The sequence below is a fragment of the Frondihabitans cladoniiphilus genome (assembly GCF_039544345.1).
Lineage (GTDB): Bacteria > Actinomycetota > Actinomycetes > Actinomycetales > Microbacteriaceae > Frondihabitans > Frondihabitans cladoniiphilus.
The window spans coordinates 82883-98676 of the sequence record NZ_BAABLM010000005.1; the positions used below are offsets into that span (position 1 = coordinate 82883).

A 15794-nucleotide genomic window follows, 5' to 3' on the forward strand; every position below is an offset into this window, starting at 1 on the left:
GCGTCGGGTCATCCGGCAAGGAGCCAGGGACGAAGGGCATCCCCCAGCGATTCCGACATCGCGTTCGTCAGATGGCTGTCGTCGCCCCGGGTGAGGTACTCGCCAACTCGGATCGGGCAGGCTCCGTCCAGACAGAACCAGGGGGCACTGTCGACGTAGGCGGCTCGGCGACCGTCGGCGACGATCTCTCGGACGGCTCCGCTCTCGGCTGCAGCCTTGCGCAGGCTTCGTTCCGAGAGCCGGCTCTCGCATTTCCGCGGGGTGGTGAGTCGAGTCGCGCACGCTTGGACTCGCAGGCCCAGGGGCGGTGCACCCAGGACGACTGCGCGGCCGGCGACGGCGGTGAATTCGTCGAGGGTGCGGCGGGTCGCTTCGCGCCACTCGTCTCGGGCCGCAGAGCCCCGCCGGCCGGTGGCCAGCGCGTCGAGGGATCGCTCGGAACTCGAGGTGACCACGAGGTCGGGTTTCGTCGTCTCGACGAATCGTGCCGTGTTGCGGCGGGCTTCCGTGCACGCGGTCGTGAAGGAGGGGGCGGCGCCGGCCTTGACGACGGTCGTGTCGATGGCCGGGCATCCGCTGAAGCCGAATCCGATCACACGCCAGCCGAGGGGCACCAGGGCCTCGGCAACGGCCGGAATCCAGCTCACGGCCACCGAATCGCCGACGACCAGGGCTGTCTTCGTCGCACTGCTTGGCCCCTCGCGACAGGTGCGAAGGGGAGACGTCGTCTCGAGCGGATCGAAGAGGCACCCCGTCTCTGCCGCGAGCCCGGGTGCCAACTGCGATTCGAAGGCCTGGTCGAGGGCCGGGACCATGCCGGCCCAGGTGGAGGATCGGAGGCCGGCTGCGACAGCGGCCTGCGCCTCGGCTTCGGAGGCGAAGGGTCGACCTGCCGAAGCAGTGGAGAGGTCGAGGCCGAGACGGCCGGCGGCGGCCGTCGTCTGGGTCAGTTCTCGCGGCCCGGAATTCTGTGCCACCGACGAAGCGATGACGAGAACGACGACTCCGCTTCCGCACAGCAGCGACGACCGGATCGACCGGACGGTCCGACTGGGCGCTGTCGCTGGGGGGAACGTCGCCGGGGCCGTCCCGTGCATCCGGAAACGATTCTCGATCAAGCAATAGCAGGCGGCCCCGAGGATGAGGGTCAGTGTCGCTCCCAGAGCGACCTGTGCGACTGACTGACCGAGGACCGCCCCGGTCATGACGACGACGGGGAAGTGGACCAGGTAGAGGGAGTAGGAGAGCCTGCCCAGGAGTCGGAGGGGGCGAGCCTCGAGGATCCGGGACGCGACGCTGTCGGAGCCCGGTGCTCCGGCGATGACGCAGGCAGCACTCAGGGCGGCCATTGCGAGGGCCGCGGCCGGCAACGGGCCGGGAGCCGAGGCCAGCGGGAGGAGGAACGCACCCGCCATTCCGAGGACACCTCCCGTCGCCAGGCGGCGGTGCGCGCCGCGTGTCCAGATCGCGACGCGGGGGGACAGAGCGGAGACGAGCGCCCCGAGGCAGAGTTCCCAGGCACGGGCGAAGGAGTCGAAGTAGGCCTCGGACGGGTTCGAGGACACGAGGAGGGCGGCGGCGACCAAAGACGCGGCGCCGATGACGACGACGACCGCCGCGCAGGCACGCCTTTGTGAGCGACGCAGCCGGGCGGCGACGAGCCCCGTCGCGAGAAGGATCACCGGCCAGAAAGCGTAGAACTGTTCTTCGACGGCCAACGACCAGAAGTGTTCGAGAGGGGAGTCGTTGCCACCGCCTTCGAGATACCGCGCGCCGACGGCGACGAGGTGCCAGTTCTCGGCCGAGGTCACGGCCCCGATGCCGTCGAGCGTCACGCCGAGCGCCCTGGGCACGGGCCAGAGGAGCCATGCCGCAGCCAGCGTCGCAGCGACCACGGCGATGGCGGCCGGGAGAAGGCGGCGACCCCGACGGACGATGAACGTCATCACGTCGATCGACCCTGTTCGCCCGAGCTCGACGAGCAACCCGTTCGTGATCAAGTAGCCGGACAGGACGAAGAAGACGTCGACTCCGAGATACCCGCCGGTCGGCGCGCCGGTCAGATGGTTGGCGACGACAGCGACCACGGCAAGCCCGCGCAGCCCTTCCAATTCTGGTCGAAATCGAGACACGTAGGAATATTACAATAGAAAACGTAATGTATCAATTAAAAGCCGAAGTCCGACTCGCCCGCTACGCTGGCTGACATCGGTTCGATCGGGAGGGGCGACGCGTGACCAAGTCCGTCGCCATCATCGGCACCCGCGGCTACCCGAGCTACTATGGCGGCTTCGAGACGGCCGTGCGCAAGATCGCGCCGCACCTGGCCGAGAGCGGCTGGCAGGTCACGGTGTACGGCCGCGACGGCGCCACGCGCGACGACGACCCGGCGCGGGATGCCCGGGTCGTCAGCACGACCACCGGCGGCATCGAGTCGCGCTCCCTCAGCACGTTGAGCTACGGGTTCACGGCCGTGCTCGACGCACTCGTCCACAAGCCGGACGTCGCTCTCGTGATGAACGTCGCGAACGGCTTCTGGCTGCCGCTGCTGCGCCTCCGGGGTATCCCCACGCTGGTCAACGTCGACGGCATCGAGTGGGAGCGGGCGAAGTGGGGGAGGCTCGCCAAGTTCGTCTTCCGATCCGGCGCTCGTACGACGGCCTGGTTCGGTACGCGCCTGGTGGGGGACGCCCGCGAGATCGTCCGCCGCTGGCAGGCGGACTTCGGTCGGCGGGCCGTGTTCATTCCCTACGGGGGTGAGGAACCGGGCATCCTGCCGCTCGAATCGGGGTTGACGCACCGCGGCTATGCGCTGGTCGTCGCCCGCTTCGTTCCGGAGAACACCGTGGCGGAGTTCGTCGAGGCCGCCCGCACGATCGCCCGATCGCACGACGTCGTGATCGTCGGGTCGAGCGGTTACGGGGACGAGCTCGACGAGGCCGTGGCGGAATTGGCAGCGACTTCGCCGCGGGTGACCTGGCTCGGCCACCTCAGCGACGACCGGCGACTTCTCGCCCTGTGGCAGCACGCCGGAGCCTACTTTCATGGTCACAGTGTGGGCGGCACGAATCCGGCGCTCGTCCAGGCGATGCTCTGCGGGGCGCCGACGGTCGCTCGCGACACCGTCTACAACCGCGAGGTGCTCGGCGATTCGGGCGTCTTCGTGGCTCCCACGCCGGCCGCGATCTCCGAGGCGGTGGTCGACCTGCTGGGCGACCCGGTGCGGCAGGAGGCCCTCGCGGACGCGGCCCAGGCTCGGGCCCGCGAGCACTACACCTGGGCCGACATCTGCAGACGCTACGAGGCCGAGCTGACGGCGCTCGTCGCGCGCGGGGTCCGGCGCCGGCGCTAGACGATCGCCCGGCCGTGAACCCCGGCCGTGAACCCCGGCCGTGAACCCGGCCGTGAGCCTCGGCGCTAGCCGATCAACGACGGTCGCAGGTCGCGCATCGTCCGGCTCTTGGTCATGCGCCGTGCGGCGAGGGCGGACAGGAGCAGTGCGCCGACCAGCCAGCAGGCGAGCACTCCGGCGTCGCTCCACGCGGCCGAGGTGCTGCCGCCGTACATGACCTGCCGGATGCCGTCCACGGCGTAGCTCATCGGCAACGCGTGGTGGAGCGCCGCCAGCGGGCCGGGCAGGGTCTGCCAGGGGAAGGTGCCGCCGGCGGTGACGAGCTGGATCAGCATCAGCACGAGGCCGAGGAACTGCCCCACGCTTCCGAGATACACGTTCAGCGTCATGATGATGGCTGCGAACGTGACCGAGGCGAGCACCATCAGGCCGATCATCGGCGCGGGATGCACGACGTCGAAGCCGAGGGCGAACTTGACGATCGCGAACAGCGCGAGCATCTGCACCAGGCCGAGGACGGCGGGGGTGAGCCAGCCGGCCAGCGTGATCCGGCCGGGGGCCTTCACTGCGGTGAGGGCGCGTTTAGAGATCGGCTTGATGATGAGGAAGAGCGCGTACATGCCGATCCACGCGGCCAGGCTGATGAAGAAGGGGGCGAGACCGGCGCCGTAGCTGCCCGCGCTGGCGACCGACGCATCCTTGATGCTGACGGGGTTCGCGATCGCTGCCGCCTGCTTGTCGCGGGTCGCCGCGGTCGTCGCAGGGATCTGCTTCACGCCGTCGTCGAGGCCGGACTGCAGCTTCGTGGCCCCGGCCGTGAGCTGCGAGGCGCCCGAGCTCAAGGACGACAGGCCGGAAGCGAGGGATGCTGCTCCCGAATTCGCCGAGGCGGCCCCGGTCGACAGCGAGGCCGCTCCGGTCGCGGCGGAGGCGATTCCGGAGGTGAGCTTGGGCGCTGCCGTCGCCACCTGCCCGGCGCCCGTCGACACCTGGGCGCTGCCGGTGGCGAGCTGACTCGTGGCCGCCTTGAGCTGCTGGAGCTGGTTGTTCGTGGCCTGGGTCGCGGCCGTCACGGAGGCTGCGGTCTGGTTTCCGGCCTGGGAGACGACGGCCGCGATGGCGCTCTTCTGCGCGTCGGTGAGACCGGCCTGGTCCATGACCTGGGCGAGGGCGGCGCTGGTCTGAGCCGCTGCTGTCGCCTGCTGCGCAGGCAGGGCGGAGAGCGCTTCGGCGCTCGCGTTGGCAGCGCTGGACACGGAGGTGTTGAGGGAGGCTGCTCCGGACGCCACCGATGCGGCTCCGTTCGACAGCGTCTTCGTCTGGGTGGGGAGCGACGCCGTCGACGACTCGAGTGTCTGCAGGCCGGAGTTCAGGTTCGAGGCGCCGCTCGCGAGCTGTGCAGTGCCCGAGGCCAGGGTGGCGGCACCGGAGTTCGCGGTGGCGAGGCCGGATTCGAGCTGCTGCGAGCCGCTGACGAGCTGGCCGGTGCTGGACGCCGCCGAGGAGAGGTTGGTGCGGACCTCGTCGAGCCCGACGAGGAGGGTCGAGGCGGCCTGCTTCGAGACCTCCTCGGTCACGGTCGCGCGAATGGTCTTGCCCGCCTGGTCGGCGATGGTCGACGAGAGGTAGCTGGTCGTGTCGTTGGTCGTCAGGGTGATCTTCGCGGCCTGCGGGTCGTCACTGCTCGTCGACGTCAGGTCTCTCGAGAAGCCCTTGGGGATCGTGAAGACGAAGTTGTAGGTCTCGTCGTTGATGCCGGCCTTCGCCTGCGCGGGGCTCACGACGTGCCAGTCGAAGTCCTTGCCGTCGACGAGCTGTTTGGTGACCTTGTCGCCGTAGTTGACCGCGTCGCCGTTGGCATCCTTCGCCCCGGTGTCGGTGTTGACGATGGCCGCGGGGATCGCGTTCAGCTTCGCGTAGGGGTTCTGGTTCGCCCAGAGGTACATGCCGCCGTAGAGCAGCGGCACGACCATCAGCGCGACGAGCGCCAGACGGGCGAGCGAGGTCGCGGTGAGGCGCTTCAGCTCGGAACGGATGAGGGTGACGATCTTCACGACTCGCGGCTTTCTGTGGTCTGGGGGCTCTCGACGCCCGCGGGGACGAGGCTCCGGAGGTGGGTCGCAGCGGCGACGCCGGTGACGACGAGCACGGTGAAGCCGCGCTCGGAAAGGTCTTGAACGACACGGAACCATTCGACGGTGTCGCCGCCGTGGCGCTCGGGGGAGGTCAGCACGAGGCCTTCGACACCCGGGCGGAGGATCGCCAGTTCGGACAGGAGTCGCACGCGTGCGGCCGTGGGCAGCGCCTTGATCCGCGTCTCCTCGTGCTCCGCCAGCCCGATGGTCTCGAGGAACGTGCGGGCGGCGGCCTTGCTGCCGTGCCGGTCGGCCAGCACGAGCTCTTCGCGCACGACGGTCAGCACGGTGAGGTCGGCGAACGGCTCGGCGACCGTCGGGGTGTCGACGAGAGCGAAGGATGCCCGGATCCGGTCCGCGTCCGCCTCGCCGTCGATCAGCACCCGGCCGGTCTCGGGGTGCATCCGTCCGCCCGCGATCAGCGAGGCGAGCGTGGGTGCCCCCTCGGTCTCGACCGCAGCGATGCCGGGCGTCTCGGTCGTCGCTTCCGCGCTGACCTGCGGCAGCGGGGCCCCGGGGCCTTCGCCGATGCCGATCGCTTCGAGGGTGAGTCTCATCGTGCCGCTTTCGTGAGGGTTCGGGTCAGGATGTCGTGCGCTTCGCGGTGGCCGAAGCCGGCGATGCCGAGGACGGAGAGGACGACGAGGCGTCGCCCCTCCGCGCTCGACAGGCCGTGGCGGGTGCCTTCGTCGAGGACGGAGATGGCGGCGCTCTCGATGAGGCGGGAGAGGCGGGCGACGGGGACGTCGTCGCGGAAGGCGCCCGCGTCGACACCTCGTTGGACCAGACGCCGCACCCGGTGGCGGAGGGGGGCCAGGGCATCCCCCAGCAGGGTCGACTGCGGGCCGCGCAGGGTGAGCAGGGCCATGACGCGGACATGGTCGACCTCGTCCCACAGGCGGGCGCCGAGGAGGGCGAGCTCGCTGCCCGGGTCGCCGCTGCCCTCGTCGTCGTCGCTCTCGTGGCCGTCGAGGGTCGCGTTGATGCGAGCCGCACCGTGGAGGGCGAGTTCGCGCAACAGGTCGTCGCGGGTGGCGAAGTGGCCGTAGAAGGCTCGGCGGGACAGTCCGGCCTCGACGGCGATGGCCTCGAGCGAGGCTGTCGGGTCGCTGTTGAGGATGCTCGCGGCGGCCAGGAGGATCGCCTCGCGGTTCTCGGCGGCGTCGCGACGGGGCGCGCGGGTTCGCGGAGTCGTGCTGTCGGAGGGCATGGTCACATCCTACGCCTAAGTTGCACAGTTCAGTGCAAGTTAGTTCGTTGCCCTTGCGGCTGGACGGCGTCGCATCGATAAACTCTCAACTCCGTGCCGCCTCGGCACGGCCCCGCCCGCGAAAGGATTGCCATGAGTCGCTATCAGCGCCACGGCATGCAGCGCTTCGAGCTCGAGCTCGATCAGCGCGCCAATCGCGAACCCATGACCGCCTGAGACTTCCGCGCACAGCGTGCGACGAAGCCCCGGGCACCTCATGAGGCCCGGGGCTTCTCTCATCTTTTCGACCACTGCAGGGTCGAGCCGGATGCGCCTCCCCGGGTGCACTCCGCTCCACCGACAGAATCGAAAGGACCATGAAGAAGATCACCGACCGGCTGTTCAGCTGGGCGAGCATCCTCGACCACAAGGCCGAAGAGCAGGCTCGCACCACGTCGACCATGCCGTTCATATTCCCCCACCTGGCTCTGATGCCCGACGCCCACCTCGGGCTCGGCGCGACGGTCGGGTCGGTCATCCCGACGCTCGGGGCCGTGATGCCCGCGGCCGTCGGGGTCGACATCGGCTGCGGCATGATCGCCGTCAAGACGCAGTTCACGAGGACCGACCTGCCGGAGGACCGCAAGGCCCTGCGCGAGTCGATCGAGCGGGCCGTGCCGACGTCGGCGGGCGCCTACAACCGCAAGATCGTCTCGACGGCCGAGCCGCGCATCCTCGAGCTCCGGGAACTCGCCGAGCAGGCGGGCTTCGACCCGAAGCAGTACACCGGGTCGTGGGAGCTGCAGCTCGGAACGCTCGGCTCCGGCAACCACTTCATCGAGGTCAGCCTCGACGAGACGGACGCGGTCTGGCTCTTCCTGCACTCGGGGAGCCGGGGCGTCGGCAACAAGATCGCCCAGGCCCACATCAAGGTCGCCAAGGCCCTGATGAAGAAGTGGTGGATCAGCCTGCCCGACGACGACCTCGCGTACCTCGTCGAAGGCACGAAGGAGTTCCACCGCTACATCGAGGAGCTCCGGTGGGCCCAGCGGTTCGCGCTGCTGAACCGCGAGGAGATGATGGACCGGGTGGTCCGGCAGGTCTCGGAATGGGTGGGAACGCCCGTGATCGAGCAGGAGCGGATCAACTGCCACCACAACTTCACGCAGCGGGAGCAGCACTTCGGCCGCGACGTCTGGCTGTCGCGGAAGGGCGCCATCAGCGCTTCGGCGGGGCAGCCCGGGCTCATCCCCGGGTCGATGGGCACGGCGTCGTACGTGGTCGAGGGCCTCGGCAACAAGGTCGCGCTCGAGTCGTCGCCGCACGGCGCCGGGCGGAACTACTCCCGGACCGCCGCGCGCAAGACCTTCACGCACGACCACCTCCGGGAGGCGATGGTCGGGATCGAGTTCCGTGACACCGACGCGTTCCTCGACGAGATCCCGCAGGCGTACAAGGACATCGACCAGGTGATGGCGGACGCGTCCGATCTGGTGTCGATCCGGCACACGCTGCGGCAGATCGTCAACGTGAAGGGCGACTAGCGGTCGGAGGCCCCCTGCGGCCCGGGTTCTTGGGGACCCGGGCCGTTCGCCGCCCTCGCACCGGCGCCGTGCATCCCACTACTCTCGGGGCATGGATCCCGTGACAGCGATCGCCTGGGTCGTCGCGTTCGTCGTCGTGACGGTCGCGGTGACCGGCCTCAGCGGACGGATCGGCTGGTCCACCCCGGTGACCCTCGTGGCGGTCGGCGCCATCGCCTCCTTCGTGCCGGGGGTGCCCCGCGTGGGCCTCGAGCCGGACCTCGTGCTGTATGCGATCCTCCCGCCGCTGCTCTTCGCCGCCGCTATCCGCACCTCTCTGATCGACGTCCGGGCCCGCAACGACAGCCTGCTGGTCATGTCCGTCGGCCTGGTCGCCTTCACGGTCGTCGTCGTCGGCTTCGTCTCCTGGTGGATCGTGCCGGGCGTCAGCCTGGCGGCGGCCTTCGCCTTCGGGGCGGTCGTCGCGCCGACCGACGCCGTCGCGGTGACGGCGGTCACCGGCAAGGTGGGTCTGCCCCGCCGAGTCGTCACGATCCTGGAGGGTGAGAGCCTGCTCAACGACGCCACCGCGCTGGTGGCTCTGAACGCGGCCATCGCGGCCATCGTGTCGGTGGTGACGCCGGGCGAGATCGCGCTCGACTTCGGGCTCGCGGTCGTGGTCGGCGGCGGCGTCGGCCTCCTGATCGGGCTCATCATCTCGGCCATCCGCCGGCAGCTGCACTCTCCGGTCCTCGACACGAGCCTCTCCCTCGTCACGCCGTTCCTCGCCTTCCTCCCGGCGCAGGCGCTCCACGGGTCGGGCGCGCTCGCCGTCGTGACCGCCGGCCTCTACCTCGGCTACCGGTCGCCCGTCGTCCTCTCGGCGGAGGCCCGAGTCGCCGAGCGGCTCAACTGGAAAACCGTGCAGTTCCTGCTCGAGAACGCGGTCTTCCTCTTCATCGGCCTCAACCTCGCCGGGGTGCTCGAGGGCGTCGTCCGCACGGGACCGGGGCTCTGGGCCACCATCGGCCTCAGCTTCGCGGTCCTCGCGGTCGTGATCGGATCGCGGTTCGCCTGGGTCTTCTTCGCCGCCTTCGTCTACCGGCACGGGCCGGAGCGGGTCCGCGAGCGTGCCTGGAGTCATCCCGCGAGCACGGTCGTCGCGTCGTCGGGAATCCGCGGCGTGGTCACCCTCGCCGCCGTGTTCCTCCTGCCGAAGGGCACTCCCGAGCGCGAGCTGCTGCAGTTCCTCGCCTTCGTGGTCGTGCTCGGCACCCTTCTCCAGGCCCTTCCGCTTCCGGCGATCATCCGTCGCGTGCACCTTCCGCCGCCCAACCTCGACCAGGAGCAGACCGAACGGCAGCTCCTGACGGTGGAGGCGCGGGCGGCGGGGATCGCGCGGCTCGACGAGAGGCGTTCCGACGACGACGAGGAGCGGGTCGTGGGCCAGCTGCGGGCGGCCGCGAGCTTCCTGTCGGAGGCGCTCGAGCATCCCTCGCCCCCGGATCACGAACCGGCGTCGAGTCAGTTCGCCCGGCTTCGGAACGCGATGATCGAGGCCGAGCGCGAGGCGGTCCTGACCGCGCGGCACGACGGCCGGTATCAAGAGGACGCGGTCCAGGCGGTGCTGGCCGCGATCGACGCCGAGGAGACGGCGCTGCGAGCACGCCACCCGAAGCCGCTCGGCGACTAGACGCGAGGTCTCTCGGCGCCGAGAGGGGGATGCCCGGGCCTGTGGACAACGGACGGGGACGCGCATCCCCGTTCCGTATCATTACCGGGTAGCCGCAACACCGGCACATCCCTCCCCGAGAGACGTCTCCTTGTCCGAAACCACCAAGACGAACCCGTCGTCCGATTCGAATCCGTCGACGCCGCGCATCGACGACCTCGATTTCGAGCCGCAGACGCTGACCGTGCCGCGCCCGTCGCTCGGGCGGATCAAGCCGGTCACGCTCGTGCTGCTGCTGTGCATCCCCCTCGGCGTCGCGCTGGCGTTCCTCGCGATGGTCTTCACGGGAGCGATCGGCGGGCACCTGATCGTTCAGCCGGGGGCCGTCGTCACCGACGGGATCCCGATGGTCACCGCCGTGTTCGACGGGGCTGCGGCGGTCACGATCGGTCTGCTCGTGATCTCGGTGCTGGCGCTGCCGGGGCAGAAGAAGGATCCCTCGTCGGCCAGCTTCAGCCAGTGGTACGCCACGCGCTGGGCCGTCTGGTCGGGCGTGGTGTGGCTCCTCTCGGGCATCGCCGCCATGATGCTGAACATCGCCAGCGTGCTCGGGGTGCCGCTCACCTCGTCGACGTTCCGCACGCAGTTCCTCTTCGTGGCGTTCCAGTTGCCGGTCGGGCAGACCTGGGTGGTCTCGATCATCGCCACGCTGATCGCGCTCCTGATTCTGGTGTCGACGAAGAACGTCTCGTGGATCGCCACCGCGCTGGTCTTCTCGCTCTTCGCTCTGATGCCGCTCGCGCTCTCCGGCCACTCCTCCGGCACCGACGAGCACGTCAACGCGGTCAACAGCCTGGCCATGCACCTCGTCGGCGTCACCGTCTGGATGGGCGGGCTCATCGCGGTCGTCCTGCTGCGCAACAAGGTCGGCAAGAATCTGGCCACGGTCGTCTCGCGCTACTCGACCCTCGCGATCTGGGCCTTCGCGTTCGTGGCCTTCTCGGGCGTCATCAACGCGAGCCTGCGTCTGACCGGCCCGCTCGACCTGGTCACCACCAGCTACGGCGCGCTCATCCTCGTCAAGTCGATCATCCTCATCGGCCTCGGCGTCGCAGGTTTCTTCCAGCGCCGCCGCATCATCCCGCAGCTCGTCCGCGAACCGACCCGGTCGCGCGCCTTCCTGCGCCTCGCCGTCTCCGAGGTCGTCTTCATGGCCGTCGCCATGGGGCTGTCGGTCGCGCTCTCGAAGAGCGCGCCGCCGGTTCCGCAGGTCGCCGACACCGACACGCGGTCCGGCCTCATCGGGTTCCCGTATCCGAAGCCGATCACGCTGCCCCGCTTCCTCTTCGGGTTCCACCCCGACTACCTCTTCATCGCCGTGGCGATCGTGATGGCGGGGCTGTACGTCCTCGCCGTCGTCAAGCTGCGCCGTCGCGGCGACTCCTGGTCGTGGGGCCGGACGGTGCCGTGGCTGGTCGGCTGCTTCGGCCTCGTCTTCGCCACGAGCGGCGGGCCCTCGGTCTACGGGGCGGTCAACTTCTCGACGCACATGATCCAGCACATGGTGCTGATGATGTACGTCCCGCCGCTGCTCGTGCTGGGAGCGCCGATCCTCCTCGCCCTCCGCACCCTGCCCAAGCGACGCGACAGCAGCCGGGGGGCGCGCGAGTGGCTCCTGCTCATCACGCACTCCCGCTACGCCGGCTTCATCACGCACCCCGTCGTCGCCGCGATCGTCTTCGCCGGCAGCCTCGTCGCGTTCTACTGGACCGGCTGGTTCCAGCTCTCCCTGCAGACCCACCCCGGCCACCTGATCATGGAGATCCACTTCCTGCTGGCCGGCTACGTCTTCTTCTTCGTCGTGATCGGCGTCGACCCCGGGCCGAAGCGCCCGCCGTACCCGCTGCGCCTCATGCTGCTCATGGCGACCCTGGCCTTCCACGCCTTCTTCGGCCTCGCGCTCATGTCGGGCACCGACATCCTCGCGGCCGACTGGTGGCACGCCCTCGGCAAGACGAACTACCAGGAGCTCTTGAACGACCAGCACACCGGCGGCGCGATCGCCTGGGGTGCGGGCGAGTTCCCGACCGTCCTGGTCGCGCTGATGGTCGTGCGGCAGTGGGTGCGAAGCGACGAGCGCGTCGCCAAACGCTACGACCGCCGCGCCGAGGTCGACGGCGACGCCGAGCTCCGTCAGTACAACGAGCGTCTCGCCGAGATCGCGGCAGGCACGAGGCACGGGCTCGACGAGTGACTCTGACGTCGAGGGGCTGGCGCATCGCGCGAGGAGGGTTCGTCGCGACGAGCTCCGTGCTGATCGCGGCCCTCTCGCACCTGGCCGGGGGTGGTTCGAACCCGGGCGTGCTCGGCGTCGTGCTCAGCCTCGCCTTCGCGTTCCTCGCGAGCGCGGCCCTGGCCGGGCGGAGGCTGTCGACCCTGCGGCTGTCGATCGCGGTCGGCCTCAGCCAGTTCGTCTTCCACGTACTCTTCAGCCTCGGTGCGGCGCTGCCGCGCGTCTCGGCCTCCCCTGCCGGGGCCGGGTCGCCCAGCATGCTGGGCATGGTCATGTCCGGCGGCCGGCGGACGACGCTGCCGACCCTGACCGGCGGTTCTCCGATCGACACCATGGCGGGTATGAGCGACGCGTCGATGTGGGCCGGACACGCCCTCGCGGCCGTCGTTACGATCGCTCTCCTGCTCCACGGCGGCCGCTCCTTCACCACCCTCGTGCGGCTCGCACGCGAACGCCTGCGGCTCGTGGTGGCCGTCGTGCTGGATCTGCCCGAGGCCGCGGCCGAGCGGCGCCACGTGGTGATGCGTGTCCTGGCGGACCGCCGCGGGGTGCGACCCACGAGCATTCTCCTCACAGCGAGGCCCCACCGTGGTCCGCCCGTGGCGGCCTGACCCCCACCCCACATCACTCCGGCCGCCGAGCGGCCGCCGTTCCGTCTGCCCTCGTGCAGACCGGCGTGCCCGCGGCCTCATAGAAGGACTCCTCCCATGAACACCAGAACACTCGTGCGCGTCTCGGCCGTGGCTTCCGCCTCCGCCCTGCTCGTGCTCGCCGCGCCTCTCGCGGCGTCCGCCCATGTCCACGTCGTCCCGGAGTCCGCTCCGGCGGGCGACTACGCGACGCTCGCCTTCAAGGTGCCGACCGAGTCGGCCACCGCTTCGACCGTGAAGCTCGAAGTCGACTTCCCGACCGATCACCCGTTCACCTCCGTCAGCTATCAGCCGATCACCGGCTGGACCGCCGTCGTGACCACGGCCACGCTGCCCGCCCCTGTGAAGACGTCGAGCGGAACCATCACCGAGGGCGTCACCAAGGTCGTGTGGACCGCCGACGCCGGCGCGGGTATCGTGCCCGGCGCGTTCCAGCAGTTCTTCGTCTCCGCCGGTGCCGTGCCCGACACCGGCAAGGTCGAGCTGCCCGCGATCCAGACCTACTCCGACGGCACGGTCGTGAGGTGGGACGAGGCGACGCCGTCGTCGGGGGACGAGCCCGAGCATCCCGCGCCCACTCTCTACATCAACGACACCCCGCCGGCCGACGCCGACCAGGGCATCGTGGCGGCGACGTCGACGGCGGCTCCGGTCGCGGCTTCGTCGTCCTCGTCGAACGGTGACGACGGGCTCGGGCTGGGCTTCGGCATCGGCGGTCTCGGGTTGGGCGTGATCGCGCTGATCGTGGCGCTGCTCGCCTACGTCCGGGCGAGCCGGTCGGGCGGTGCTGCGCGTCGGACGGCGACTAGCGCGCCTTCCGCCGGCGCAGCTCCCGCAGCTCCCGCAGCTCCCGCCGCTCCCGCCGCTCCCGCCGACAGCGGGTCGCAGGAATGAGGACGGGACTGCGTCGAGTCGCCGTCGCCGCCTCGGTGGTGGTCGGCGCCGGACTCCTGGCGCTCGCACCCGCGCTGTCGGCCAGCGCACACGACTACCTCGTCTCGTCGACCCCGGCCGCGGGCTCGACGCAGTCCAGCGCCCTGTCGAAGGTCGTCCTGACGTTCGACGACCGCGTTCTCGATCTCTCCGGCGACGGCTCGTCGAACGTCGTCGAGGTCACGAACGCCGCTGGCAAGCATTTCGAGGCGGGATGCGCGGCCATCGCCGACACGCACGTCACGACACCGGTCGACCTCGGAGGCTCGGGGAAGTACACCGTCACGTGGCAGATCGTGTCCGCCGACGGCCACACCGTGTCGAGCTCCATCGCGTTCACGTACGAGAAGCCCGCTGCGGTCGCGGCCGCCGTCGGGAAGGCCTCGCGACCGGCCTGTGGCAGCTCGGGCGGATCGTCGGGCTCGTCGGGATCGTCCGGCTCGTCGTCGGCGGCGGGCGTCTCCAGCGACGCGGGCGGCTCCGGTTCGAGTACGGGATCCGGCTCGTCGAACGGCACCTCCGCCCTCGGCCCGGCGCTCGGGATCGGCGGTGGGGTCGTCGTCGTGGCGATCGTCGCGGTCGTGATCGTCCTGGTGCGCAACCGTCGCCCGTCGGCCGGTCCGCCCGAGGACTGAGAGCCGCCCTGCGTCGAGTGGTCGGTTTCGGGGCTCCCTGAGCAGAAGGGAGCCCTGAAACCGACCTTTCGGCGATGGCGTCGGAGAGAGGGGGCAGCACAGGCCGCGGCTCAGGGGAAGGAAACGCTCCACAGCACGACCACGGCGACGGGCTGCAGCACCAGCCCGGCCGCCAGGACGAGGCGGCGGTGGCGCAGGATCAGCGGGTCGGCTGCGAGTGGCGCGAGGGGCAGCAGGATCAGCCGGCACAGGCTCTGCTGCGGCAGGAACACGGCGACGAGGTACAGGCACCAGCTCGCGCCGTACGCCAGCAGTTCGGCCCCGAGCATCCTCGCCCCTCGCCTCGTGAACCACACGACGCCGGCCGCCAGCGCGAGCAGCACCACGAGCGGCCCGGCCCAGCCGAGGTACGCGGAACCCATCACGAACCAGGGCGTGAGCGGGACGAACCGGATCCGCCCGACGGAGGCCGTCCACCAGGCCATCTCCGTCTGGAGGTAGGCGTCGGGGACACCCGTGAGGGCGCCGACGATCGGCGACCACGCGAGGCCCGCGGCTGCGGTGCCGAGGCCGGCGACGAGGGCTGCGGCGAGGGTGCGGGCGGGCATCCCGCCCTCTTCGCCCCGGTGGGCGCGGACGAGACGGACGATCAGGTGGACGCCCAGCGCCACGGCGAGAGCGAGGGCCCCGCCCGGCCGGGTGAACGCTGCGGCCACGCCGAAGGCGAGCACGAGGAGATAGTGCCGTCGGAGGACCGCGAGCAGGCCGGCGAAGACGAAGAAGAGGGAGAGGCCCTCGGCGTAGCCGACCTGCAGCAGGAACGCCAGCGGGCCGAAGCAGAACAGGGCCGTGGTCCAGAGCGCCGTTGAGGTCGCCGCCACGGCGCCCGGGGTCCGGCGCCGGACCTCCCGCACGAGGTGGAACAACGCCACGGTCGCAGCCCCGCCCGCCAGCAGCGCCACGATCACCGCCGCGTCGGCGAGGGGCGCCCCCGTGAGCGTCGCGAGCCCGCGCGTCAGCCAGGGGAACACCGGCAGGAACGCCCACGCCCCGCCGAGCACGTGCCCCTCGCCGTCGACCGGCAGGGGCACCGGGTAGCCCTGGCGCGCGATGCGGAGATAGAACTCGGAGTCCCACGAGTTCAGATACGCAGCGGGGGATGCACCCCGCCCGGCATTGCCGAGCCGCCACACGTTCGCGTGCGCCAGTCCGTACCAGCCGCCGAGCAGCAGCGTGCTCCAGAGGCGCGACAGCCCGTACAGCGCCACCACCGCGACGATCGGATGCCTCGTCGCCCAGAGGCGGGCCCGAGTCGTCGCGGCGCGCCCGGCCGGGGTCACGACGGTCGACGACATGCGACCACCGTAGCGGCGCACCGGGTCGCCGATAGCTGCCCGGCGCCCGCCCGAGCC

At 70.5% G+C, this 15794-nt stretch carries 12 protein-coding genes; 7 read left to right on the top strand and 5 right to left on the bottom strand.

What is annotated here, in order from left to right:
* Positions 1-8: 8 nt before the first annotated feature.
* Positions 9-2132 (bottom strand): acyltransferase family protein, encoded by a 2124-nt coding sequence (locus ABEA39_RS12415; protein WP_345376211.1) that lies wholly within the window; start codon positions 2130-2132, stop codon positions 9-11.
* Between the two features lie 101 nt (positions 2133-2233).
* Here ABEA39_RS12415 and ABEA39_RS12420 point away from each other — a divergent pair, with 101 nt between their 5' ends.
* Entirely contained in the window at positions 2234-3352 is a 1119-nt protein-coding gene (locus ABEA39_RS12420; protein WP_345376212.1) for a glycosyltransferase, read from the top strand.
* A 65-nt stretch (positions 3353-3417) separates the two neighbouring features.
* Here the strand turns inward: ABEA39_RS12420 and ABEA39_RS12425 are convergent, their stop codons facing one another.
* Genes ABEA39_RS12425 through ABEA39_RS12435 form a run of 3 tightly spaced genes read right to left on the bottom strand, consistent with a single transcriptional unit; the run spans position 3418 to position 6697 of the window.
* Positions 3418-5406, bottom strand: coding sequence for a YhgE/Pip domain-containing protein (locus ABEA39_RS12425; RefSeq protein WP_345376213.1), 1989 nt, complete (start codon positions 5404-5406; stop codon positions 3418-3420).
* Positions 5403-6044: a hypothetical protein gene (locus ABEA39_RS12430; protein WP_345376214.1), complete on the bottom strand. Its 642-nt coding sequence runs from the start codon at positions 6042-6044 to the stop codon at positions 5403-5405. Before ABEA39_RS12430 ends, ABEA39_RS12425 begins: the two co-directional genes overlap by 4 nt.
* The gene (locus tag ABEA39_RS12435; RefSeq protein WP_345376215.1) at positions 6041-6697 is read right to left on the bottom strand and encodes a TetR/AcrR family transcriptional regulator; all 657 of its coding nucleotides are present in this window, start codon (positions 6695-6697) and stop codon (positions 6041-6043) included. Before ABEA39_RS12435 ends, ABEA39_RS12430 begins: the two co-directional genes overlap by 4 nt.
* A gap of 356 nt (positions 6698-7053) precedes the next feature.
* Here ABEA39_RS12435 and ABEA39_RS12440 point away from each other — a divergent pair, with 356 nt between their 5' ends.
* From ABEA39_RS12440 to ABEA39_RS12465, 6 genes are all read left to right on the top strand, one after another.
* Positions 7054-8220 (top strand): RtcB family protein, encoded by a 1167-nt coding sequence (locus ABEA39_RS12440; protein ID WP_345376217.1) that lies wholly within the window; start codon positions 7054-7056, stop codon positions 8218-8220.
* A 91-nt stretch (positions 8221-8311) separates the two neighbouring features.
* On the top strand, positions 8312-9892 hold the full coding sequence (locus tag ABEA39_RS12445) for a Na+/H+ antiporter (protein WP_345376218.1): 1581 nt from the start codon (positions 8312-8314) through the stop codon (positions 9890-9892).
* A 130-nt stretch (positions 9893-10022) separates the two neighbouring features.
* Positions 10023-12125, top strand: a complete 2103-nt coding sequence (locus ABEA39_RS12450; RefSeq protein ID WP_345376219.1) for a cytochrome c oxidase assembly protein — start codon at positions 10023-10025, stop codon at positions 12123-12125.
* Positions 12122-12775 carry a hypothetical protein gene (locus ABEA39_RS12455; protein ID WP_345376220.1) on the top strand — a complete coding sequence of 218 codons (654 nt, stop codon included), beginning with the start codon at positions 12122-12124 and terminating at the stop codon, positions 12773-12775. The genes ABEA39_RS12450 and ABEA39_RS12455 overlap by 4 nt, the downstream gene beginning before the upstream one ends.
* A 96-nt stretch (positions 12776-12871) precedes the next feature.
* The gene (locus tag ABEA39_RS12460; RefSeq protein ID WP_345376221.1) at positions 12872-13708 is read left to right on the top strand and encodes a YcnI family copper-binding membrane protein; all 837 of its coding nucleotides are present in this window, start codon (positions 12872-12874) and stop codon (positions 13706-13708) included.
* Positions 13705-14382 (top strand): copper resistance CopC family protein, encoded by a 678-nt coding sequence (locus ABEA39_RS12465; protein ID WP_345376222.1) that lies wholly within the window; start codon positions 13705-13707, stop codon positions 14380-14382. Before ABEA39_RS12460 ends, ABEA39_RS12465 begins: the two co-directional genes overlap by 4 nt.
* A 110-nt stretch (positions 14383-14492) precedes the next feature.
* On the opposite strand, the gene ABEA39_RS12470 is transcribed toward ABEA39_RS12465, so the two are convergent.
* On the bottom strand, positions 14493-15737 hold the full coding sequence (locus ABEA39_RS12470; protein WP_345376223.1) for a mannosyltransferase family protein: 1245 nt from the start codon (positions 15735-15737) through the stop codon (positions 14493-14495).
* Positions 15738-15794 lie beyond the last annotated feature (57 nt).

What these genes read in the sequence shown, in the direction of transcription:
- ABEA39_RS12460 (WP_345376221.1), top strand. Translation starts at nt 12,872, where the DNA reads ATGAACACCAGAACACTCGTGCGCGTCTCGGCCGTGGCTTCCGCCTCC.
- ABEA39_RS12440 (WP_345376217.1), top strand. Translation starts at nt 7,054, where the DNA reads ATGAAGAAGATCACCGACCGGCTGTTCAGCTGGGCGAGCATCCTCGAC.
- ABEA39_RS12435 (WP_345376215.1), bottom strand. Translation starts at nt 6,697, where the DNA reads ATGCCCTCCGACAGCACGACTCCGCGAACCCGCGCGCCCCGTCGCGAC.
- ABEA39_RS12465 (WP_345376222.1), top strand. Translation starts at nt 13,705, where the DNA reads ATGAGGACGGGACTGCGTCGAGTCGCCGTCGCCGCCTCGGTGGTGGTC.
- ABEA39_RS12430 (WP_345376214.1), bottom strand. Translation starts at nt 6,044, where the DNA reads ATGAGACTCACCCTCGAAGCGATCGGCATCGGCGAAGGCCCCGGGGCC.
- ABEA39_RS12470 (WP_345376223.1), bottom strand. Translation starts at nt 15,737, where the DNA reads ATGTCGTCGACCGTCGTGACCCCGGCCGGGCGCGCCGCGACGACTCGG.
- ABEA39_RS12445 (WP_345376218.1), top strand. Translation starts at nt 8,312, where the DNA reads ATGGATCCCGTGACAGCGATCGCCTGGGTCGTCGCGTTCGTCGTCGTG.